Genomic DNA, 22,246 nt, shown 5'->3' with positions numbered 1-22,246 from the left:
AGGGAAACAGCATGGCACAATATAACATACTAGTGGTAGACGACTCCGTCTTTATGCGAAGAATAATAAGCGATCTGATTTCAGAAAATCCTCAATATAACATTATTGGAACGGCTAAAAACGGTCAAGAAGCCATTGAACAAGTGAAGCTTCTGCGACCGGATGCCGTAACGATGGATGTAGAAATGCCCGTAATGAACGGATTGGATGCCTTGCAGCGCATTATGGCTGAGCAGCCAACGCCGGTCATTATGCTCAGCTCCCTAACCGAGGAAGGGGCAGTTGAAACGATTAAAGCGCTTGAATGGGGTGCTGTCGACTTTATTCGAAAGCCATCAGGTTCCATTTCTTTGGACTTATATAAAGTAAAGCAGCTTCTACATGAGAAACTGCAAATGGCTGTTCGAACCAAGCTGAGATCATTCCAACCCATTGGGCAGCCACCGTTGTTAACGAAAGGGAAACAAGCGCCGCTTGCCATGAATAAAACCGGCCTCTTCAGACAGCCGGATGTGCCGAAGACGACAACGGAAGGCTCGCTGTTTTTCGATCATATTGTTGGAATCGGGACTTCTACAGGAGGACCGCGGGCACTGCACCAAGTAATCTCGAATATCCCTGCAGGATTTCCGGCTCCCATCCTGATTGTTCAGCATATGCCGCCCAATTTCACGAAGTCTTTGGCGCAGCGTTTGAATGACGTCTCTCAGATCCAAGTTGTCGAGGCAGCGGAGGGGGACGTGCTCAAGACGGCAACTGCTTATGTAGCGCCGGGAGGCTGGCATATGATTGTACATAAAGAGGCAAACAGAACGTACAAAATTAGATTGACCAAAGACGAGCCGCGTTCCGGCCACCGCCCCTCTGTGGATGTCATGTTTGAGTCCCTGCTTTGTCTGAGTGAGTTGAAGAGACACGTTGTCTTGATGACGGGCATGGGAAGCGATGGAGCCAGAGGCATGCTTTCTTTAAGGCAATCCGGTATACAGACGACCATTGCCGAGTCAGAAGAAACTTGTGTTGTTTACGGGATGCCGAGAGCTGCTGTTGAGATGCAGGCTGCCATGCATGTGCTTCCTCAGCATAATATTGCTGCTCACTTAGCGCAATGTGTAACTCCTTAATTAATCGAATGCTGCAAGCAAGTTACTTGAAAGATTCTATTGGAGGTGTGTGGTTTTGGAACTTAGTCAATATTTATCCATGTTTATCGATGAGTCGAAAGAGCACTTGCAAGCTTTGAATGAGAACTTACTAAGTTTGGAAAGCAACCCTCAAGATATTAGCATCGTACATAATATTTTTCGTTCTGCACATACGCTGAAGGGGATGTCCGCAACCATGGGGTTCGAAGATATCGCATCCCTGACGCATGAGATGGAAAACGTTCTGGACATGGTTCGGAACAGTAAAATCGAAATGGACTCCTTTATTTTCGATTGTATCTTTAAAAGTTTGGATTCTTTGGAATCTATGGTTGAAGACATCATTCAAGGGGGCACGGGGAAGGCTGACGTTTCCTCGATCGTCGCCTCTCTTCGGTCGATTGTGACCGGCGAATACAAAACGGCTCAAGCGCCTGCGGTGACTGCGGTTAAGGAGCCGGTGAAAGGCATCGAAGTAGATGAATTTCAATTTTCGATCCTTCAACAATCGATTGAGGCGGGCTTCCTTGTTTTTTATATTGAAGTTAACGTGAATGAGAACTGTGTGCTGAAAGCCGCACGCGCCTATATGGTTTTCGATGCCTTAGAGAGAATGGGCGAGATCGTCAAAGCGACTCCGTCCGTGCAAGAAATCGAGCAAGAGAAATTCGACCGCTCGTTCTCGCTCTACTTCATCTCCAAAGTGGATCAAGCAACGCTGGAAAAAGAGATTTTAAATGTTTCGGAAATTGAATCGGCTGTCATTATTACGGTGGATTCAGAGTCATTGGCCGAACTGTCCCGTCCTCGCAGTGAAGTTGAGGCTGCCAGACAAGAAATCGCAGCTGCGATTGCGGCCGTTGAAGCGCCAGTTCCTGCCGCTGCTCCGGTGAGCGCGCCGAAAGCTGCGGAACCTGCTGCGGCGCCTAAGCCGGCTGCCGGCGGAGCGCCGGTAGCAAGCCGGACGATTCGCGTTGATATTGAGCGATTGGACGCGCTGATGAATCTTTTCAGCGAATTGCTGATTGACCGCGTGCGTTTGGAACAGCTGGCTAGCGAAGTCAAGCGCAACGATTTAACGGAAACTGTTGAGCACATGTCCAGAGTCAGCAGCGATTTGCAAAATATTGTTTTGAAACTTCGCATGGTGCCTGTGGATTCCGTTTTCAACCGGTTCCCGCGCATGATCAGAGATTTGGCCAAATCGCTGGATAAGAAAGTTGATTTGATCATTACCGGAGCGGACACCGAATTAGACCGCACCGTCATCGATGAAATTGGCGACCCGCTAGTCCATTTGCTTCGTAATGCTGTGGATCACGGCATTGAATCGATCAGCGACCGTGTGGCGGCAGGCAAAAGCGAGCATGGAACGATCCAGCTTCGCGCATTCCATAGCGGCAATCATGTATTTATTGAAATCGAAGAAGATGGCCGAGGTATTTATAGAGAAAAAGTATTGAAGACTGCGCTTAAAAATGGCCTGGTCACGGCCGAACAAGCTGCAAAGCTGACGGATAAAGAAGTTTACAACTTGCTTTTCGCCTCAGGCTTCAGTACGGCAGAGAAAATTTCAGATATCTCCGGGCGCGGTGTAGGTCTCGATGTCGTGAAAACGAAAATTCAAATGTTAGGCGGACATGTTCAAGTTGACTCGAAGCCTGGCGTGGGAAGCAAGTTTTCCGTTCAGCTGCCGCTTACGCTCTCGATTATTTCAGCGATGCTAGTGCGTCTGGGCAGTGAGAAATACGCGATTCCGTTATCCTCCATCGTGGAAACTTCCGCGATCCAGAAGCAGCAAATTCGCAGCATCCATGGCAACAAAATGATCGATTACCGCAAGTCCGTTATTCCTTTGGTCTCCTTAAGCACGTTGTTTGGGGTGCCGGATTTCAATGAGGATCTGGAAGAAGAAACCGAGATTGTCGTCGTCCGCAAAGGGGACAAGCAAGTTGCTTTGATGGTGGATGAATTTATCGGCCAGCAAGAAATTGTTCTCAAAACATTAGGCAAATATTTAACAGGCCTCTTTGCCATCTCAGGCGCGACGATTCTTGGCGATGGGCAAGTGGCATTGATTATTGACCCTAACGCGTTAATTAAATAATACATAATTCTAAGGAGGGTATTACAATGGGAGAAGAAAAAAAGGTAATCGTCTTCGCACTTGGATCGGAAGAGTACGGCGTGGAAGTCGAGAAAGTCAGAACGATTGAAAGAATGCAGCCTATGACGCGTGTTCCGAAAGCACCGGCATTTATTAAAGGCGTGATCAATCTTCGCGGCGTCGTCATTCCCATTATCGATCTTCGCTCGCGCTTCGGGCTGGAAGAGAAAGCTACTACTGATGCCACTCGCATCATCATCGTATCTGCCGGTGAATTTGAAGTTGGCTTAATCGTAGACTCAGCGAATGATGTTATTGATCTGGATACGGACAACATTGACAATCCACCGGAAATTGTCGGCGGAATCAAAGCGAAGTACCTGGATGGAATTGCGCGGATCGGCGAGGAACGGTTGCTTGTTCTGCTTAATTTAGAGCAGGTTCTGGACCGCAACGAAATTCAACAGTTAGAAAGATTAGAGGACTAGCTTGTGGACGTTTTTAATCAGTTGGCGGATTTTCAAATGGATGTGCTCAAAGAGGTTGGTAATATAGGCGCGGGGCATGCTGCTACCGCCCTGTCTACCTTATTGGATAAACCGATTGACATGCTTGTACCCAAAGTAAGAATGCTGCCTTTTGAAGAAATTTGCGAAAGTGTTGGCGGGGCCGAAACGGTAGTTCTGGCTATTTTCTTACGGGTAGAGGGTGACGCTCCTGGAAATATGTTTTTTATTCTCAACTTAGATGCCGCCAAAAATATGCTGAGGGATCTGATTGGGATAAAAATTGAAGACCAAGAAGAATACTCGGAGTTAGAGTTATCCGCTTTAAATGAAATTGGCAACATCCTTGCCGGCTCGTACTTGTCTTCTCTTGCTGATTTCACAAACTTGAACATGCAGCCGACTGTTCCAGCATTGGCAATTGATATGGCAGGCGCTATTTTAAGTTATGGTTTATTGCAATTTGGTCAAATGGGCGATCAAGCGCTGCTCATCGATACCAAATTTTTGGAAGGGGATAATGAAGTACAAGGACATTTCTTCCTAATTCCTGATCCGGAATCGTTTGGCAAAATATTTTCGGCATTAGGAGTCGAGTCTTCATGACGCAGGAAAATTTGATTAAAGTTGGCATGGCAGACCTGAATGTTGCTCACCTTACAGGTGTATTGAAAACGACGGGTTTAGGTTCATGTGTGGGTGTTACCCTTTATGATAGCCGGGTTAAAGTAGCCGGAATGGCGCATGTCATGCTCCCTTCTTCGGAAATTGCCCGTGAAGGATCCTTAAACATTGCGAAATACGCGGATACGGCGATTCCTGAGCTAATTTCCCGAATGGAGAAACTGGGAGCCGCCGTTAGCAGGCTTGAGGCTAAGCTGGCCGGCGGAGCACAAATGTTTGCTTTTGCAGGAAATAATGATACGATGAGAATTGGTCCGAGAAATGTTGAATCTTGTAAAGAAATGTTGAATACATACAAAATTCCGATTCGTGCAGAGGATACAGGAGCTAATTACGGTCGAACGATAGAATTTAATAGCGAAACCGGCATTCTGGTTATTCGAAGCGTGCAATTGGGAGTGAAGGAAATCTAATGATGATCGGAACTATTCGAATTAATGTCATTGTAGCAGGTTTGGCTTGTCTATTTACTTTTGGCTTATCAATTGGCAATAATTTGTTTCTAACTTCCTGTCTCAAAGGTGTATATAGCTTTCTTATTTTATTTGTTCTTACGTTTGGCTTTCGATGGGTGCTAGGTCTAATGATTGGGGCTGAACACGCGGCAGGTGGAGCACAACTTGGGAATTCGGATTCAACTTCATCCGTAGGTCAAACGTTAGATATGACGACACCGGACGAAGACGCGGAAACGCGAGAGCTGTTGAAAGCAAACTTAGGCAATACCTCTGCGGCGCCATCAGCCGAGATGCAATTTTCACCACTCAATCCACCTAAGCTAGTCACCAAGAATAATCTGGACCCTGAACAACTGGCGGGTGCCTTAAGGCGAATGTCTGAAGACTAAGGATGGTGATACGTAAATCATGATCGAACAAAAGCAATCGCAACTAGCGAATTACGACTTATGGATGCAGTGGAAGGAGCACGGCTGGATTCCCGCTAAACAGGCACTGATTGAGAGTTACTTGCCTTTAGTCGATTATGTTTCCGGTCGTCTTGCCATTGGACTGCCCAAAAGTGTTTCGAAAGAGGACCTGTCCAGCTATGGCGTGATGGGTCTTATTGATGCCGTTGAGAAATTTGACTATGCCCGAGGTCTGCAATTTGAGACCTATGCTTCATGGCGCATTCGCGGCTCTATCATCGACGGGCTAAGACAAGGAGATTGGGTTCCGCGTTCCGTGAGGGAAAAGGCCAAGAAAGTTGAAGATGCGTACCAAAAGCTTGAACAACAGTATTTGCGTTCCGTTACGGATGCTGAGATCAGCGACTATTTGCAAGTATCCGAGCAGGATTTCCAGCAAATGCTTCAGGATATTTCCATTACGACGGTGTGCTCCATTGATGATCCTATTCGGGAGGAAGATTCGGAAACGCGGCTTTCGCTGCTTGTCGATGAAAAGGCTAAAAACCCGGAGTTTCAGGTGAATGAATTCTTTCTGAAAGATTCACTTGCCAAAGCGATTGAGCGCTTGACAGAGAAAGAACGCACGGTGGTTTCGTTGTTTTATTTCGAGGAACTCTCCTTAAGTGAGATCGCAGAGGTCATGAGCTTATCTCCTTCGCGTATTTCGCAGCTGCATTCCAAAGCGATTCTTCGTTTGAAAGGCGTGCTTAGCCGGCTTAAGAATCAGTTATTTCAAGATAATTAATATAATTTGGTGAAGTTGAAGGGTGGGATTCCATGCTTGAGAGGAACATGCCTTTAGATTATTATATCCATATTTCCATCTCAGATGATAAACTGGCAGCCTATTTGTTAATTAGCAACATAGATGATAGCTTTAAAGTAACCATTGCTCAATTGGAAGAATTAGCTCAGAAAAATCATATCGTGCATGGTTTGAATCGCCAGCTGCTTGCTCAAATCGCAAGTAATCCGAAGCCTTTTTATAATCAGAAGCTGGTTATTGCCGAAGGGACGAAAGCGGAGCCAGGCGTAAACGGCTATATTACTTATATTTTTGATTTTGATGAAAATGATAAAAAACCTCTGGAGCTGGATGACGGCAGGGTCAATTATAAAGAAGTAGTTTCCCTACATAATGTAAAAAAAGGACAACCGATCGGTCAGCGCTATTTGGCTACCGAAGGCACGCCCGGGCGGGCGGTAACCGGTGAGACGATTTTTACGAAAGCAGGGAAAGAGGCGCGTTTCAAAATAGGCAAAAATGTCATTGCTGACGCTGAACAAATGGGGCTTTATTCATTAATCGATGGGATGGTTGTTCGCACAGACCGCGATAAGATCAATGTATTTCCCGTTTACGAAGTGAATGGAAATGTAGATTATAATATCGGAAATATCGATTTTATCGGGACTGTCGTTGTCCGTGGAAACGTTTTGCCCGGCTTTAAAATTCGCGCTGCGGGCGATATTCGCGTTACTGGCGGCGTCGAGGCCGCAGAACTTGAAGCGGATGGTTCAATCGAGATTAATGCCGGCATCGTCGGCCAAAATAAAGCGCATGTCAAGGCAGGTAAAAATGTAAAAAGCTCATTTATTCAGGATGCCACGGTTGAAGTCTCCGGTGAATTGAGAGTTTCACAAAGTATCATGCATTCCACGATCAGAGCCGGTAAAGCAGTGGACTGCAACGGTGCGAAAGGTCTCATTGTCGGAGGCGTCATCCAAGCCGGGGAGCGTGTAACCGCACGTACAATCGGGAATTCGATGTCGACGGCAACCGTAGTTGAAGTGGGCGTTCTGCCAGAACTGCGTAACGAAATGATTCATTTGCGAAATCAGCTCAGAGTTTATATGGAAAATATGGATAAGACCGATAAAGCGCTCACGCTGCTGGATTCATTAGCGGCTGCTGGGCAGCTTACGCCGGATAAGGTCGCGATGCGCGTTAAGCTGAATCATACGAGAAAACAAAGCATCGAAGAGCAGAACACGATTAAGGAACGCATTCTTGAGATTGAAAAATCGTTGGAAGACTCGGAAAAGGCGAAAATCGAAGTGTTGTCCACCATATACGGGGGCACCAAAATCGTGATTGGCCGTTATACCAAATTCATCAAAGATCCAACGAACCGTATGACATTCCGTCTAGTCGACGGCGATATTTCGATGAGCGCCACTGTGTAGTGAAGGAGAGGGTAAGCGATGAGTTTGAAGGCCATCGATTTACAGTTCGCTGTTCACAAGAACGATGAGGCAGGGATTCGGCAGAATCAACTGATGCAGAAACCGCGTCAGGATGAAACCATTTTAGAGAATCAAGCCGCTCAATCCACGGAAAAGGATCGGCACCGCAGCAGCAAGCTAGAAGAAAGCGCGCGTGCGGATATCAAGGATCATGGCGGACAGAAACAGCAAATGTCTGAGCGGAAGTCCAAAGGCGGGAAACTGTCGCACTCAAACTCATCTGAACCTGATCATCTGCCGGATCACCCCTACAAAGGGCATCATATTGATCTATCCTTATAAAGCATTATCTCATTAATAGAAAAAGGTGAACACAGGTGGCCATGCAGCCGTGGATGTATGTCGTACTTTTAGGCTTAGTCTTGATTGTCTACGCGCGTTTTCTGCCGAAGGAACAAGAAGCAGCCTCCGGGAAGATGAATGTCGTTCAGGAGATTGAGGAAACGATAGAGCACTTTGCAGCGGAAATGGATGAGCAGAATCAATCGCTGCTGAACTTGTTTTCGAAGACGAAACAAGATTACGAAGTTGAGCTTGCCAAACTGGCAAACAGGCTGGAAACTTTGGAGAAGCAAAAGCAGGAGCTTTCACAAGAGTTAACGAAAGTGCATGTTAATGAACAAGTGAATGCTGCTTCTATTGCTTCTATTAATCAAGCGTTTGGTCACCAAGCTTCCGCGGCTGCATCCCCTTCCTTGGACCCTGCTGCAGCTGTCGAGCCAATCGCCGCCAAAGAGCAGCTGTATACGGGATTGAGTATGAAAAGCAGATATGCCGAGCTTTTTTCTTTGCATGATCAAGGCAAAGGCGTTGAGGCGATCGCTAAGAAACTAGGGATGAATAAAGGTGAGGTCAGTTTGATCCTCCAGCTTTCCCAACAGGAGGAGCGGACCCGTGTTTAAAAATCGTTCGTATATGTTAGGAATCGGAACTGGCATCATTGCCGGGGCTCTGCTGCTTCAACTCATGTCCGTCAGGACAAGCGCACCCGGTCCAGCGAGCTTAGCTCTCGAAGAAATGGATCCGACCAAACTGAAAGAGGAAGCCGCCAAGTATTATCAAGTTTTCGATAAAAATGCGAAGATGTATACGCAGGCAGATTTGGATGCCGCCGTTCAAAAAAAGGTGAAAGAAGAAACGGATAAGCTGGCCGCAGCCAAGGCGCAAGAACCGCCTAAAGTTGAAACCGTAAATAGAACGGTTATTTATGTGCAGCCCAATCTTGACGCAACCGCTGTCGCCGAGCTGCTTGTGAAATCCGGCCTAATCACCGACCGTAAGGCGTTCGCAACAGAGCTTCAAAAGCAAGGCGGCAACACCAAGCTGCAGGTTGGCTTTCATGTTTTTGAAGGCCAAGTAGATATGCAACAAGTCGTAACCAATTTAATTACAGCTCAATAAAAAAGCGCACAAATGGATCTTTTCCCAAAGGTCTATTTTTTATTTTTTCGCTTCCAGACGCCCCGTTATAGGGCTTAATGTCGATCTCGACAAAAGGTTGCATAGGCATTTGAGTTGTGGTATATTTATTCACGGTGTTAAAAACTCACGCCAGTCAATTTGCATAATGGTGCTTACTTCGGTAAGTTTTATGCAAAGATGCGACAGGCGGCGGATACCAAATAAACCATTTTAGAGGAGGGATTGGGGATGGCAGTTATCTCCATGAAACAGCTTTTAGAAGCTGGCGTACATTTCGGTCACCAAACACGTCGTTGGAATCCGAAAATGGACAAGTACATTTTTACAGAAAGAAACGGAATTTACATTATCGACCTACAAAAAACGGTTAAGAAAGTTGAAGAAGCATACAACTTTGTTAAATCCGTATCTGAAGATAATGGCACAATCCTTTTCGTTGGAACTAAGAAACAAGCGCAAGATTCCGTTGCTGAAGAAGCAGAGCGTTGCGGAATGTTCTTCATCAACCAACGTTGGTTGGGTGGAACGCTTACTAACTTCCAAACGATTCAAAAACGTATTGACCGTTTGAAAACTCTTGAAAGATGGGAAGAGGACGGTACATTCGAAGTTCTTCCTAAGAAAGAAGTTATCATTCTCCGTAAAGAGAAAGAGCGTCTTGAGAAATTCTTGGGCGGAATCAAAAACATGAAATCTCTGCCTAGCGCACTATTCATTATCGATCCACGTAAAGAGCGTATTGCTGTTGCAGAAGCTCGTAAATTGGGTATCCCAATCGTTGGTATCGTTGATACGAACTGTGATCCAGACGAGATCGACTACGTGATCCCAGGTAACGATGATGCGATTCGTGCGGTTAAATTGCTTACAGCGAAAATCGCTGATGCAGTTATCGAAGCACACCAAGGCGAACAAACAACAGCTTAATTTATAGGAATGTGAAAAGGGTGGTTGGAAGGTGTAACAGCCTGTCACCACCCTTTTTTTAAAAAGTGCATTACATATTAAACCACTAACGGGAGGTTTCTTTCAATGGCAGTTACAGCAGCACAAGTGAAAGAATTACGTGAAAAAACAGGCGCGGGAATGTTGGATTGCAAAAAAGCGCTTGAAGAAGCAAATGGTGATTTGACGAAAGCAGCAGAACTGCTTCGCGAGAAAGGTCTTTCTGCTGCAGCGAACAAAGCTGGACGTATCGCTACAGAGGGTGCCGTTGAATCTTACATCCACGCTGGCGGTAAAGTTGGCGTACTTGTAGAAATCAACTGCGAAACTGACTTCGTTGGTAAAACAGATCAATTCAAATCTTTCTGCAGAGACATCGCTATGCACATCGCGGCAGCAAGCCCGACTTACGTGCGTCGTGAAGAAGTTCCGACAGAAGCTTTGGACAAAGAGAAAGAAATTCTTCGCAACCAAGCTTTGAACGAAGGCAAGCCTGAGAAAATCGTTGATAAAATGGTTGAAGGCCGCATCGGCAAATACTACGAAGAGTTCTGCTTGATGGAACAATCCTTCGTTAAAGATCCGGACAAAACAATCGAGCAACTGTTGAACGAGAAAATCGCTACAATCGGCGAGAACATCTCCATCCGTCGTTTCGTACGTTTTGCTCTTGGTGAAGGCCTTGAGAAAAAACAAGAGAACTTTGCAGAAGAAGTTATGTCGCAAGTTAAACTATAATAGCTATTTCAAAAAGATGGAACACTTGGTGTTCCTTCTTTTTTAGCCAAGAAGTTTGTTCATGCATGGAAACGGAGGTTATACAAGTTGGGTCAACCTTTTTACAAAAGAATAGTGCTCAAGTTGAGCGGGGAAGCTCTGGCAGGACAGCAAGGGTATGGCATTGATTCGGAAGTCATTACCTCCATTGCCCAACAAGTGAAAGACGTTGTAGAATTAAACGTGGAAGTCGCTATCGTTGTAGGTGGCGGTAACATCTGGCGCGGAATTGCCGGCAGTGAGAAAGGCATGGATCGCGCGACAGCGGACTACATGGGAATGCTTGCGACTGTTATGAATTCATTAGCTCTGCAGGATGCATTGGAAAATATCGATGTGCCTACAAGAGTACAGTCCTCCATTACGATGCAGCAAGTAGCCGAACCTTATATTCGCAGAAAAGCGATTCGTCATTTGGAAAAGGCGAGAGTCGTTATTTTTGCGGCAGGCACAGGGAATCCGTACTTCTCCACGGATACGACAGCGGCTTTAAGAGCGGCTGAAATTGAAGCGGAAGTTATTCTCATGGCCAAAAATAAAGTGGACGGCGTTTACTCCGCAGATCCATTCAAAGATCCGACAGCTAAGAAGTTCGAAACGTTGACCTATATGGAAGTCATTAGCAACAATCTAGGTGTCATGGACTCCACCGCATCTTCCCTATGTATGGATAACAACATCCCGTTGGTGGTGTTCAACATTACAGAAAAAGGGAATATTAAACGAGTGGTCCTTGGCGAGAAAATAGGGACTACAGTTAAAGGGAGTGTCTAATCGATGCCACAGGCAGTGAAAAAGAACGCAGAAGACCGGATGGATAAAGCCATCGGCGCACTGAAAAGAGACTTGACTTCGCTTCGCGCAGGTCGTGCAACACCTTCTTTATTGGATCGTATTCAAGTGGAATATTATGGAGCAATGACACCGGTGAATCAACTGGCGAATTTAACGACACCTGATTCACGTACTTTGCTTATTCAACCATGGGACAAAAGCTCCATGTCTTCAATCGAGAAAGCGATTATGAAATCTGATTTAGGCCTGACGCCATCCAATGATGGTTCCGTTATTCGTATTGTCATCCCGGCTCTTACGGAAGAGCGCCGTACGGATCTCGTCAAAATGACGAAGAAATTCGGCGAAGAAGCCAAAGTGGCTATCCGCAACATTCGCCGCGATGCCAATGATGAGATCAAAAAGCTTGAAAAAGCCGGGATCTCTGAAGATGAGTCCCGTAAGCATCAGGAGGATATCCAGAAGTTTACGGATAAATTCGTAGCTGAAGTTGAGAAAGTTTTGGCTGCTAAAGAAAAAGAAATCATGGAAGTATAAGATAGATATGCCCCCGGGTAGTCGCTGGGGGTTTTTCATCTTTCCCTAGTTGGGAGGAACAACAGTGCTCAAGCGATTAAAGCAATGGTTTGGAATAAAGGATCAGCCGGCTTCTGGCGTCATGCCAGAAATTGAAAGAGACAAAGTGCCTGCGCATGTCGCTATCATTATGGATGGGAATGGCCGTTGGGCGAAACAAAGAGGTTTGCCTCGTGTAGCGGGACATCATTCCGGCATGAAGAACGTAAAGAAAATTACGATGGCAGCCAATGAGATCGGTGTCAAAGTATTGACGATGTACGCTTTTTCTACTGAAAATTGGAAAAGACCGAAGGAAGAAGTCGAATTTTTGATGAAGCTTCCACAAGAGTTTTTCCCTTTGGAAATCGAAGAGCTGATCGAGAATAATGTCCGCATCCAAATGACGGGGTGGAAAGAAGGCCTGCCTGACTATACGTTGAATGCGATTGAGGGAGCCATCGAACGGACGAAAAATAATACAGGACTCATTCTGAACTTTGCCTTAAATTATGGTGGACGCAAGGAAATAATCGCCGGTGTGCAGGATATGATGCGGGATGTACAAAGCGGAAAGCTGCAGGCGGATGAGTTGGATGAAGCGCGCTTTTCATCGTATATGCTTACTTCAGATTTGCCGGATCCTGATTTGTTAATTCGTACGAGCGGTGAGTTGAGACTTAGCAATTTTCTGCTTTGGCAATTGGCTTACTCAGAGCTATGGTTTACTGAGGCTTATTGGCCGGAATTCACGGAATCCTTATTTATGCAGGCCATCGCTGAATACCAACGCCGCGGGAGAAGATACGGAGGGCTGTAAGCGATCCTTCTATTCTCCCGGACGGCGATGTCAAACGCATTGCTGCCGGATTTGAAGTTGTACATCTAGGAGGATTCAACTTGAAACAAAGGATCGTCACAGGGGTCGTTGCTGGGCTTGTTTTTATTTCGTTATTAGTATTGGGCGGTTATTGGTACGCAGGTCTAATCGTATTGCTCTCGATTCTGGGATACCGGGAGTATCTGCAAATGAACGGCTACGCGAAATATAAATTAACAAGCTTCGTTGGATTAATTGCACTATTGTATATGACAATACCATGGGAATTCGTCGGGATAACCGCGCCTATTTCTACAAGTGCGATGATTTGGTTGGTTATGTTCTTACTTCTATTCATAACGGTAGCTTCCAAAAATAAAATTACGATCGATCAAGTATCGGTCATTATGTTAGGCGTCGTATATATTGCATTTGGCTTCTATTATATGATTGCTGCGCGTTTAGCAGAGCACGGCTTGTTCTGGACAATCCTCGTCTTTGTTTGTATATGGGCTTCGGATTCAGGTGCTTACTTCGTCGGTTCCAAGCTAGGCAAACACCCGCTATGGCCGCAAATTAGTCCTAAGAAATCAATTGAAGGGGCAATTGGCGGCGTTATCATTTCTATGATCGCAGCGCTCGTATTCGCTTGGTTCGCCCCGGATTTACTTGGAATGGGCAAAGCATTGGCGCTCGGCTTCATGATTGCTGTTGTCGGACAAGTTGGCGATTTAATTCAGTCTGCTTACAAACGTGTCAAAGGCATTAAAGATACAGGGACATTGCTGCCTGGTCACGGCGGTGTGCTGGATCGGATGGACAGCTGGCTCATCGTGTTTCCATTCATTTATTTAATCGGAATTGTTCCAATGTAATTGTCGCAGGCGAGGTGGAAAAGGATGAAACGAATTGCCATATTAGGGTCAACAGGGTCTATCGGTACACAAACCTTAGATATCGTTCAACATGCCCCGGAGAAATTTCAAGTCGAAGCTTTATCCGGCGGTTATAATACAAAGTTATTAATCGAGCAAACGAAGCAGTTCAACCCGAAACTCGTATCTGTTGCTACGAAGGAGCTGGCAGACGAGGTTAAGAAGAACGTGTCGTCAACTACGAAGGTTCTATATGGCCAAGAAGGACTTGTTGAGGTTGCCGCTGCAACTGACGCTGATTTAGTTGTTACGGCATTAGTAGGCAGTCAGGGGCTAAAGCCCACGCTTGCGGCAATTGAAGCCGGCAAACAGATCGGACTTGCCAATAAAGAAACGCTGGTCAGTGCGGGACATATCGTAACGGCCGCAACCCGCAGGAAGGGCGTGGCGTTACTTCCGATTGACAGCGAGCATTCGGCGATTTTTCAATGTCTGAACGGTGAGAACGCTTCGCAAGTTTCGAAAATAACGCTGACGGCTTCCGGCGGTTCCTTCCGTGACCGGTCGCGTGAGGAGTTGGAGGGCGTTACGGTTGAACAAGCCTTGCAGCATCCGAATTGGTCGATGGGCGCTAAAATTACAATCGATTCAGCGACGATGGTGAATAAGGGACTTGAGGTGATCGAGGCCCACTGGCTGTTCAATCTTTCTTATGATCAAATTGATGTCCTGATTCATCCGGAAAGCGTTATTCATTCTTACGTTGAATTTGTGGACAACAGCATTATCGCTCAGCTGGGCAACCCGGACATGCGCGTGCCTATCCAGTATGCCTTGACGTATCCTGACCGGTACGCAACACCGACGAAACGGCTTGATTTGGCTTCTATCGGCAAGCTGCATTTCCGTGAGATGGATTATGACCGGTATCCGTGTCTGCGAATGGCGTTTGAGAGCGGCCGACAAGGCGGAACAACACCGACGGTGTATAATGCTGCGAATGAAATCGCAGTGGCCCGTTTCCTCAAAGGCGAGATTACGTTTCTACAAATTGAGCAAGTGATCGAAGCTGTTTTACAGAAGCATGAGTCAATCTCGAACCCTGAGCTGGATGTCATTCATGAGCAGGATTCGTGGGCCAGGTCTTTTGCGGCGTCTATTCGATTTTAACGTGTTGGGAGCTAAAGTCAGCGAGAGTGGCTCAGCTCTTTTTTTCTCTGGTTACAGGTACGTCTAATTCAATCCCCCGGCTCGTATACTGTGCTAAACGGGCACAGCTTGTATTCAGCGGTTCAATAATGGTAATCTAAGAACATGCTGTCCATGAAGGAGGAAATACGACTTGTCAGCCATAGAAGTTGGATTGAAGGTTATTTTGTTGTTTTTCGTTCTTGTCACGATCCATGAATGGGGTCATTTTTACTTTGCAAAACGCGCAGGCATCTTAGTTAGAGAGTTTGCCATCGGTTTTGGACCCAAGATTTTCTCATATAAAAAAGGGGAAACTCGCTATACGCTTCGTTTGCTGCCTATCGGCGGTTTTGTTCGGATGGCAGGCGAAGATCCGGAAATTGTTCAGGTGAATCCCGGACAAACCGTGGCCGTTAAATTAAATAAAAATAATGAAGTCACTTCTCTGTTTCTCGATCAATTAGACCGCCGCTCCAATGTGATTCTGGGCGTCGTGGAACAAATCGACTTAGAAAAAATACTTCAAATATCTCTTGATGTGGACGGAGAGAGAGTGACCTATCCGATTGACCGCGAGGCGATCATGGTCACCAAAGGGACTGAAACACAGATAGCGCCGTATGACCGGCAATTCGGTTCCAAAACGGTCGGACAACGCGCTCTTGCTATTGTGATGGGGCCGGTCATGAACTTCCTTTTAGCGATCGTGCTGTTCCTGATCGTAGTGATTATATCCGGCGTCTTCACGAATGTTAAGCTGGATTCCGTCATTGCGGGCAAGGCTGGAGAGAAGGCGGGTCTGCATAAAGGCGATATCATCATCTCCATCGATAATCAGCCGATCGGCGATGATCGTGAGAAGCTGGTGAACACCATTCAATCATCCGCCGGCAAACCGATGACGTGGGTGATCGATCGCGCAGGAAATCCACTGACGCTACAAGTAACACCGGAGATGGAAGGCGGCTCCGGCAAGCTGGGCGTTGTTATTTCAGGGGACCGTCGCAGTGCTACCTTTAATGAAGTCATCAAAGGTACCTACCAACAAGTGGTTGGAACAACGACGATGATTGTAACAGGGCTCAAGCAGCTCGTCACGCTGCAATTCAAACTCGATGATTTAGGCGGGCCGGTAAGAACAGCCCAAGTATCTGCTCAATTTGCCCAAATGGGAATCACCGTTTTTCTCTCTTGGACAGCCACGTTAAGCTTATACCTCGGGATATTTAACCTCCTGCCGATTCCGGCGCTGGATGGCAGCAGGCTTCTGTTCATGGGGCTGGAGGCGCTTCGCGGCAAACCGATCGACCCGAACCGTGAGAGCATGGTTCATTTCGTCGGGTTTGCACTGCTCATGCTGCTTATGGTGGCAGTAACGTATAATGATATTTTGCGATTAATAAAGGGATAGTTCTCATGATCTAGGAGGGTTTATGTCAAACGATAAACAGTTTGTTAAAGAGATAACGCCACAGGGAGAAGATTTCTCCCGTTGGTACATAGATGTGATCAAGAAAGCGGATCTCATGAGCTATTCGCCGGTTCGCGGCTGTATCGTGTTCAAGCCGGACGGCTATGAAATTTGGGAAAACATTCAACGCGAGCTGGACAGCAAATTCAAGGAAACCGGCCACCGCAATGCTTATTTCCCTCTATTTATCCCAGAAAGCTTTTTCCAGAAGGAAAAGGAGCACGTAGAGGGCTTTAATCCGGAATTGCCTTGGGTTACAGAAGCAGGCGGGGAAAAGCTGGAAGAACGATTGGCGATTCGTCCAACCTCCGAAACGATGATCGGGCATATGTACTCCGAGTGGATTAACTCTTACCGGGATTTGCCGCTGCTCATCAACCAATGGGCGAACGTGGTTCGTTGGGAGAAGCGCACGCTGCCATTCCTTCGCACGACGGAATTCCTATGGCAGGAAGGTCATACGGCTCATGAGGATGAAGCGGACGCACGCCGCGAAACGATGCAAATGCTAGACGTGTACCGTCAATTTGCGGAAGATTTCTTGGCGATTCCGGTTATCGTCGGCCAAAAGACGCCTTCCGAGAAATTTGCAGGCGCAATCGATACTTTCTCCATTGAGGCAATGATGAAGGATGGTAAAGCCGTGCAAGCGGGTACTTCTCACTACTTGGGGACGAATTTTGCCGTTGCTTTCGATATCAAATTCTTGGATCGCGAGAATCAGCATCAATTTGCGCACACCACCTCATGGGGCGTAAGCACTCGTTTGATCGGGGCGCTCATCATGGTTCATGGCGATGACCGCGGTTTGGTGCTGCCGCCGAAAGTGGCGCCGACACAAGTGATTATGATTCCGATCGGTCCTCCCAAAACGCGCGATCAAGTGATTGCCAAAGTGGACGAGCTGTACGCTGAGCTTAAGAAAGCCGGTGTCCGCGTGAAAGTGGACGATCGTGCGGACCAAAGCCCAGGCTGGAAATTTAATGAATACGAAATGCGCGGCGTGCCGATACGGGTTGAATTAGGGCCTCGCGATATGGAAAATGGACAAGTTGTGCTGGTATCCCGTGTAACCGGCGAAAAGAAAACCGTGCAGCAATCGAATTTTGTCGAAGAAGTGCAGAATTTACTTGCTGAGATTCATCAGCAGATGTATGATAAAGCAAAGCAGTTCCGAGATGAGCATTATATTGCGGTCGATACCATCGATGAATTCAAAACTTTCCTGGAGACTAAACGAGGTTTTGCGTTAGCCGGATGGTGCGGTTCCAATGCTTGTGAAGAACAAGTGAAGCAAGAAACAGGTGCGACAAGCCGGAATATTCCTTTCACACCGACAGAAACGAAATCAACATGTTTGGTTTGCGGCGATGCGGCTAAGCATACGGTCGTTTTCGGACGCAGCTATTAATTACAATCATAAGGGCAAATGGAGGCAAGTATTCCATTGCCCTTCGTATTTTTATGGGGAGGCTGTTCATGAGTAATTTGGCTGATAAACGGAATCGCTTTGAGCTTCTGATGCAGCAAGCGGAGATTCCAGCCGATGTCGTGTCATCATTTTTTACAGAAGGCTATATCGATCAAGTAGAAATAAGTCGGAAGAATCGCGACTGGACTTTTTATTTGGTGAAAAATGAATTGGTGCCTCAGAACATTTACCGCTCTTTTTGTAAAATGATTCAAGAGAAATTCGCGCAAATCGCGAAGATTCGGTTTATCTGGAAATTTGAAGGAGCGGAGCCGTCTGCTTTGGTGGACGAATACTGGAGCCTTTTCATGGAATGGCTGCAGCGCGAAGTGCCCTCCATCAACGGCTGGATGGCCAAAGCCAAGTATGATGTGCAAGGCCATTCCCTTTCCCTCATCATGCTGGATGCGATCGGACTGGAGCTCGCCAAGAAAAAAAATATCGACACGTTTATTCGGGACTTTTTTCATAACTATTTCCAAACGGAGTTAACGGTCAAATATGCGATAAGCGATTCCGCTGCAGTTGAAACCGAATACGAAAAGTTCGCCAAGCAGCGGGAGCAGAGCGAGAAGACGATTACGCAAGAAATCATGATGTCGATCGACGTGGAGGAAGAAGAATCTTCTTTACCGGACGATTTGAAGCTTGTCATGGGGTATGACATCAAGGAAGTGCCGACGCCGCTGAAGGATATTCAAGAAGAAGAGAAGAAAATCACGGTTCAAGGTACTGTATTCGGTCTGGAAGTCAAGGAATTAAGAAACGGAAATACGCTGTTTACTTTCAACTTGACGGATTTTACGGATTCGATGGCGATGAAAGTTTTTGCTAAAACCAAAGATGACGTTAAGATTCTAAGCTTGCTTCAGAACGGAACTTGGATCAGGGCCAGAGGGAAGGTTGAGTATGACCGGTTCATGCAGATTCCTGAGCTCGTCATGATTCCTAATGACTTGACCGAAGTGATGGCTCCTAAGGATCGGATGGATGATGCGGCGGAGAAGCGCGTTGAATTCCATTTGCATACGACGATGAGCACGATGGACGCTTTAACGCCTATCGATCACTATGTGAAAATGGCGGCAAAGTGGGGGCACAAAGCGATTGCGGTCACGGACCACAGCAACATTCAATGTTTTCCGGATGCCGGGAAAGCAGCCAAGAAACACGGGATCAAAGTGATTTATGGCGTAGAAGCCAACGTCGTGAATGACTCTGTGCCTATCGTCATGAATGCCAAGGATATGGACTTGAAGCAAGCGACATATGTGATTTTCGACGTGGAGACGACCGGTTTATCCGTCACGAATAACCGGATTATCGAGCTTGCCGGCGTTAAGATGCAGGATGGCAAAGAAATCGGCCGTTTTGCAACGTTCATCAACCCGCATGAGAAAATTCCATATAACATTCAGCAGTTGACGAATATTACGGATGAGATGGTCGTTGATGCGCCTGACATTGAAGAAGAGCTTCCGAAGTTTGTTGACTTCATTGGCGATTCTGTTCTTGTCGCTCATAATGCGCGCTTCGATATGGGATTTCTACAAGCCAATTTGAAACGCATGGGGCTGCCTGAGGTTGCGAATTCCGTGCTGGATACGTTGGAGCTTGCCAGATTTTTGTTCCCATCCATGAAAAATCATCGCTTGAACACGTTATCGGATAAATTCAAAGTGAGCTTGGATAATCATCACCGTGCGATTGACGATTCCATTGCGTTAGGTTTTGTGCTGTATCACCTCATTAACGAGGCTAACGATCGACAAATTACGAGTCTCGCCAAGCTGAATGACTTCGTCGGTAAAGATCTGTCGAATCAACGTCCGTTCCACTGCTGTATCTATGCGCTTAACGCGGTTGGCAAAAAGAACTTATTTAAACTTATTTCCTTATCCCATACCACTTACTTGCAGAAGGGCGCCACGATTCCGAAGAGTGTGTTAGTCGAATTAAGAGAAGGGCTGCTGATTACCTCCGGCTGTGAAAAAGGGGAGTTTTTCGAAGCGGTTCTCAATAAATCGATTGAAGAAGCCGAGCAGGTTTCAGAGTTTTATGACATCCTCGAAATTCAACCGGTCAGCTATAACATGCACCTAGTAGAAAAAGGGCTCGTGGGCAGCGTTGAAGATCTTGAAAATGCCGTACGCCGCGTTTGTGAAATCGGCTATAAGACAGGCAAGCCGGTCATTGCCACAGGAAACGTTCATTACCTTCACCCAAGAGAGAAAGTGTGCCGGGACATCACCATTAACGGGATAACCGGCTTTAGTCCGCTGAAATCAATGAAAAAGCCGGACGCCCATTTCCGCACGACCAAAGAGATGCTGGAAGAGTTTAAATTTCTGGGCGAAGAGAAAGCGTTGGAAGTTGTCGTTCGCAGCACGAATGAGCTGGCCGACAGGTTCGAATCGATTGAGCTCTTCCCGGATAAACTGTTCACGCCGATTATTGAAGGGGCAGACGAAGAAATTCGCAGCACCTGTTACGCTACGGCGAAAGGCATCTACGGCGACGAACTTCCGGAGGTTATCGTTGCCCGGTTGGAGAAAGAGCTCGTCCCGATTATTAAATTCGGGTTCTCTGCGAACTACCTGATCTCCGAGCGTCTCGTTAAAAAGTCAAACAAAGACGGCTATCTCGTAGGTTCAAGGGGATCTGTCGGATCTTCCGTTGTTGCGATGATGCTGGGAATTTCCGAGGTTAATCCGCTTCCTCCGCATTATATTTGCGCATCCTGCCAGCATAGCGAATGGTTTCTGGACGGAAGCGTTCCGAGCGGATTCGATCTTCCGAATAAAGACTGCCCGAACTGCGGCGGATCTCTCAAAGGCGACGGTCATGACATCCCGTTCGAAACATTCCTTGGCTTTAAAGGGGACAAGGTTCCCGATATTGATTTGAACTTCTCCGGGGAATACCAACCTGTAGCCCATAACTATACGAAGGAAATCTTCGGTGAGAAATGCGTATTCCGTGCGGGTACCATCGGCACAGTCGCAGAGAAGACGGCCTTCGGCTTCGTCAAGAAATATGAAGAAGAGATAGGCCAGAAATGGCGGGGAGCAGAGCTCAATCGATTGGCCGCAGGCTGCACAGGGGTTAAGCGAAGCACGGGCCAGCATCCGGGGGGAATCGTCGTCGTACCGGATTACATGGAAGTCGATGACATTACGCCGGTCCAATATCCGGCAGATGATAAAAACTCAGAATGGAAAACAACGCATTTTGATTATCACGCCTTCGATGCCAACTTGCTCAAGTTGGATATTCTCGGGCACGACGATCCGACGATGATGCGGATGCTGCAGGATTTGACAGGGATCGACCCGACGACCCTTCCGATGAACGATCCTAAAGCCATGAGCATTTTCAACTCTACGGAAGCGCTTGGGGTAACCCCCGATCAGATCCGTTCGCCGGTAGCCACGTATGGGGTTCCGGAGATGGGGACGAAATTCGTTCGTCAGATGCTTCAGGAAACGCAGCCGAGCTCGTTCGCCGACTTATTGCAAATTTCCGGTCTGTCTCACGGAACGGGTGTTTGGTTAGGCAACGCCCAGGAACTGATTAAGAAAGGCATTTGCAACATTAAGACCGTTATCGGCTGTCGGGACGATATTATGCTATTCTTAATTTATAAAGCGGGCATGGATGCGGGACTTGCGTTTAAAATTACTGAGAGTGTGCGTAAAGGGAAAGGTCTCACGGATGAATGGAAAGAAGAGATGAAACGATGCAACGTGCCGGCCTGGTACATTGAATCTTGCGAACGGATTGAATACATGTTTCCAAAAGCGCATGCTGCTGCATATGTCATCTCCGCTGTTCGTACAGCGTACTTTAAGGTCTATCATCCGATTGCCTACTACGCGACATACTTTAGTGTTCGTGCGGCCGATTTTGATCTTGAACTGCTGTGCCAAGGTTATGACGCGATCTTGAAGCGATTGATCGAAATCGAAGAAAAGGGCTTCCAAGCGCTGCCGAAAGAGAAGGCGATGGTTTCCATTCTGGAGATGTCGCTGGAAATGACGTCGCGCGGCTTCAGCTTCAAGCCGATTGATATTTACCGTTCGCATGCGACGCGCTTTACGATCGATGGCACATCACTGATTCCTCCATTTGCCGCCATGTCAGGTATTGGCGAGAACGCAGCCAAAAATATTGCGGCTGCCAAGGACGAAGGCGACTTCCTCTCGATCGAGGATTTCCAGAATCGTTCCAAGGCTTCCAAAACCGTAATTGAGCTTCTAAGCTCAATGGGATGTTTCCGCGGGATGCCGGAATCGAATCAGTTGTCGCTCTTCTAGATGGCAGGG

General features: G+C 46.9%; 21 protein-coding genes. All 21 read left to right on the top strand.

Annotated elements, in window-relative coordinates; all coding sequences use genetic code 11:
- Nucleotides 1-11: 11 nt before the first annotated feature.
- A complete protein-coding gene (locus AC3WRW_RS03450) occupies nt 12-1,124 on the top strand; it encodes a protein-glutamate methylesterase/protein-glutamine glutaminase (RefSeq protein WP_492544970.1) in 1,113 nt (370 codons plus the stop codon).
- Nucleotides 1,125-1,179: 55 nt separating this feature from the next.
- Entirely contained in the window at nt 1,180-3,252 is a 2,073-nt protein-coding gene (locus tag AC3WRW_RS03445) for a chemotaxis protein CheA (RefSeq protein ID WP_492544969.1), read from the top strand.
- 26 nt (nt 3,253-3,278) lie between these two features.
- Nucleotides 3,279-3,740, top strand: coding sequence for a chemotaxis protein CheW (locus AC3WRW_RS03440; protein WP_492544968.1), 462 nt, complete (start codon nt 3,279-3,281; stop codon nt 3,738-3,740).
- 36 nt (nt 3,741-3,776) lie between these two features.
- Nucleotides 3,777-4,364, top strand: coding sequence for a chemotaxis protein CheC (locus AC3WRW_RS03435; protein WP_492545025.1), 588 nt, complete (start codon nt 3,777-3,779; stop codon nt 4,362-4,364).
- Nucleotides 4,361-4,855, top strand: coding sequence for a chemotaxis protein CheD (locus AC3WRW_RS03430; protein ID WP_171685971.1), 495 nt, complete (start codon nt 4,361-4,363; stop codon nt 4,853-4,855). The genes AC3WRW_RS03435 and AC3WRW_RS03430 overlap by 4 nt, the downstream gene beginning before the upstream one ends.
- A complete protein-coding gene (locus AC3WRW_RS03425) occupies nt 4,855-5,289 on the top strand; it encodes a hypothetical protein (RefSeq protein WP_492544967.1) in 435 nt (144 codons plus the stop codon). Before AC3WRW_RS03430 ends, AC3WRW_RS03425 begins: the two co-directional genes overlap by 1 nt.
- Before the next feature lie 19 nt (nt 5,290-5,308).
- Entirely contained in the window at nt 5,309-6,097 is a 789-nt protein-coding gene (locus AC3WRW_RS03420) for a FliA/WhiG family RNA polymerase sigma factor (RefSeq protein WP_492544966.1), read from the top strand.
- A 32-nt stretch (nt 6,098-6,129) separates the two neighbouring features.
- A complete protein-coding gene (locus AC3WRW_RS03415; RefSeq protein WP_492544965.1) occupies nt 6,130-7,539 on the top strand; it encodes a flagellar assembly protein A in 1,410 nt (469 codons plus the stop codon).
- An 18-nt stretch (nt 7,540-7,557) separates the two neighbouring features.
- Nucleotides 7,558-7,881, top strand: coding sequence for a hypothetical protein (locus AC3WRW_RS03410; protein WP_492544964.1), 324 nt, complete (start codon nt 7,558-7,560; stop codon nt 7,879-7,881).
- Nucleotides 7,882-7,922: 41 nt separating this feature from the next.
- Nucleotides 7,923-8,501: a hypothetical protein gene (locus AC3WRW_RS03405; RefSeq protein ID WP_492544963.1), complete on the top strand. Its 579-nt coding sequence runs from the start codon at nt 7,923-7,925 to the stop codon at nt 8,499-8,501.
- Complete coding sequence (locus AC3WRW_RS03400; RefSeq protein ID WP_492544962.1) at nt 8,494-9,000, top strand: hypothetical protein; 507 nt, start codon at nt 8,494-8,496, stop codon at nt 8,998-9,000. The genes AC3WRW_RS03405 and AC3WRW_RS03400 overlap by 8 nt, the downstream gene beginning before the upstream one ends.
- A 249-nt stretch (nt 9,001-9,249) precedes the next feature.
- Nucleotides 9,250-9,948 (top strand): 30S ribosomal protein S2, encoded by a 699-nt coding sequence (gene rpsB / locus AC3WRW_RS03395; RefSeq protein ID WP_171685965.1) that lies wholly within the window; start codon nt 9,250-9,252, stop codon nt 9,946-9,948.
- A gap of 105 nt (nt 9,949-10,053) precedes the next feature.
- A complete protein-coding gene (tsf, locus tag AC3WRW_RS03390) occupies nt 10,054-10,704 on the top strand; it encodes a translation elongation factor Ts (protein WP_492544961.1) in 651 nt (216 codons plus the stop codon).
- Nucleotides 10,705-10,791: 87 nt separating this feature from the next.
- Nucleotides 10,792-11,517, top strand: coding sequence for a UMP kinase (gene pyrH, locus AC3WRW_RS03385; RefSeq protein WP_127451020.1), 726 nt, complete (start codon nt 10,792-10,794; stop codon nt 11,515-11,517).
- A gap of 3 nt (nt 11,518-11,520) precedes the next feature.
- Complete coding sequence (frr, locus tag AC3WRW_RS03380) at nt 11,521-12,075, top strand: ribosome recycling factor (RefSeq protein WP_492544960.1); 555 nt, start codon at nt 11,521-11,523, stop codon at nt 12,073-12,075.
- A gap of 121 nt (nt 12,076-12,196) precedes the next feature.
- On the top strand, nt 12,197-12,913 hold the full coding sequence (uppS, locus tag AC3WRW_RS03375; protein WP_492545024.1) for an undecaprenyl pyrophosphate synthase: 717 nt from the start codon (nt 12,197-12,199) through the stop codon (nt 12,911-12,913).
- A gap of 80 nt (nt 12,914-12,993) precedes the next feature.
- Nucleotides 12,994-13,788: a phosphatidate cytidylyltransferase gene (locus tag AC3WRW_RS03370; protein ID WP_492544959.1), complete on the top strand. Its 795-nt coding sequence runs from the start codon at nt 12,994-12,996 to the stop codon at nt 13,786-13,788.
- 24 nt (nt 13,789-13,812) lie between these two features.
- Nucleotides 13,813-14,958 (top strand): 1-deoxy-D-xylulose-5-phosphate reductoisomerase, encoded by a 1,146-nt coding sequence (locus tag AC3WRW_RS03365; protein WP_492544958.1) that lies wholly within the window; start codon nt 13,813-13,815, stop codon nt 14,956-14,958.
- Between the two features lie 172 nt (nt 14,959-15,130).
- Nucleotides 15,131-16,390, top strand: a complete 1,260-nt coding sequence (gene rseP / locus AC3WRW_RS03360; RefSeq protein ID WP_492544957.1) for an RIP metalloprotease RseP — start codon at nt 15,131-15,133, stop codon at nt 16,388-16,390.
- A 22-nt stretch (nt 16,391-16,412) separates the two neighbouring features.
- Nucleotides 16,413-17,861, top strand: a complete 1,449-nt coding sequence (proS, locus tag AC3WRW_RS03355; RefSeq protein WP_171685960.1) for a proline--tRNA ligase — start codon at nt 16,413-16,415, stop codon at nt 17,859-17,861.
- A 68-nt stretch (nt 17,862-17,929) separates the two neighbouring features.
- A complete protein-coding gene (locus tag AC3WRW_RS03350; RefSeq protein WP_492544956.1) occupies nt 17,930-22,237 on the top strand; it encodes a PolC-type DNA polymerase III in 4,308 nt (1,435 codons plus the stop codon).
- Nucleotides 22,238-22,246: the final 9 nt, after the last annotated feature.

This window comes from Paenibacillus sp. FW126-R14 (assembly GCF_058789495.1).
Note: the sequence above shows the minus strand (reverse complement) of the source record. Positions and strands in the feature narration are given on the sequence as shown.

Excerpts from the sequence above, each read along its gene's own strand:
- AC3WRW_RS03440 (WP_492544968.1), top strand. The coding sequence starts at position 3,279 with ATGGGAGAAGAAAAAAAGGTAATCGTCTTCGCACTTGGATCGGAAGAG.
- tsf (WP_492544961.1), top strand. The coding sequence starts at position 10,054 with ATGGCAGTTACAGCAGCACAAGTGAAAGAATTACGTGAAAAAACAGGC.
- proS (WP_171685960.1), top strand. The coding sequence starts at position 16,413 with ATGTCAAACGATAAACAGTTTGTTAAAGAGATAACGCCACAGGGAGAA.
- uppS (WP_492545024.1), top strand. The coding sequence starts at position 12,197 with ATGCCAGAAATTGAAAGAGACAAAGTGCCTGCGCATGTCGCTATCATT.
- frr (WP_492544960.1), top strand. The coding sequence starts at position 11,521 with ATGCCACAGGCAGTGAAAAAGAACGCAGAAGACCGGATGGATAAAGCC.
- AC3WRW_RS03350 (WP_492544956.1), top strand. The coding sequence starts at position 17,930 with ATGAGTAATTTGGCTGATAAACGGAATCGCTTTGAGCTTCTGATGCAG.
- AC3WRW_RS03415 (WP_492544965.1), top strand. The coding sequence starts at position 6,130 with ATGCTTGAGAGGAACATGCCTTTAGATTATTATATCCATATTTCCATC.
- rpsB (WP_171685965.1), top strand. The coding sequence starts at position 9,250 with ATGGCAGTTATCTCCATGAAACAGCTTTTAGAAGCTGGCGTACATTTC.
- AC3WRW_RS03410 (WP_492544964.1), top strand. The coding sequence starts at position 7,558 with ATGAGTTTGAAGGCCATCGATTTACAGTTCGCTGTTCACAAGAACGAT.
- AC3WRW_RS03435 (WP_492545025.1), top strand. The coding sequence starts at position 3,777 with ATGGATGTGCTCAAAGAGGTTGGTAATATAGGCGCGGGGCATGCTGCT.
- AC3WRW_RS03365 (WP_492544958.1), top strand. The coding sequence starts at position 13,813 with ATGAAACGAATTGCCATATTAGGGTCAACAGGGTCTATCGGTACACAA.
- AC3WRW_RS03450 (WP_492544970.1), top strand. The coding sequence starts at position 12 with ATGGCACAATATAACATACTAGTGGTAGACGACTCCGTCTTTATGCGA.
- AC3WRW_RS03420 (WP_492544966.1), top strand. The coding sequence starts at position 5,309 with ATGATCGAACAAAAGCAATCGCAACTAGCGAATTACGACTTATGGATG.
- AC3WRW_RS03405 (WP_492544963.1), top strand. The coding sequence starts at position 7,923 with ATGCAGCCGTGGATGTATGTCGTACTTTTAGGCTTAGTCTTGATTGTC.
- AC3WRW_RS03425 (WP_492544967.1), top strand. The coding sequence starts at position 4,855 with ATGATGATCGGAACTATTCGAATTAATGTCATTGTAGCAGGTTTGGCT.
- AC3WRW_RS03430 (WP_171685971.1), top strand. The coding sequence starts at position 4,361 with ATGACGCAGGAAAATTTGATTAAAGTTGGCATGGCAGACCTGAATGTT.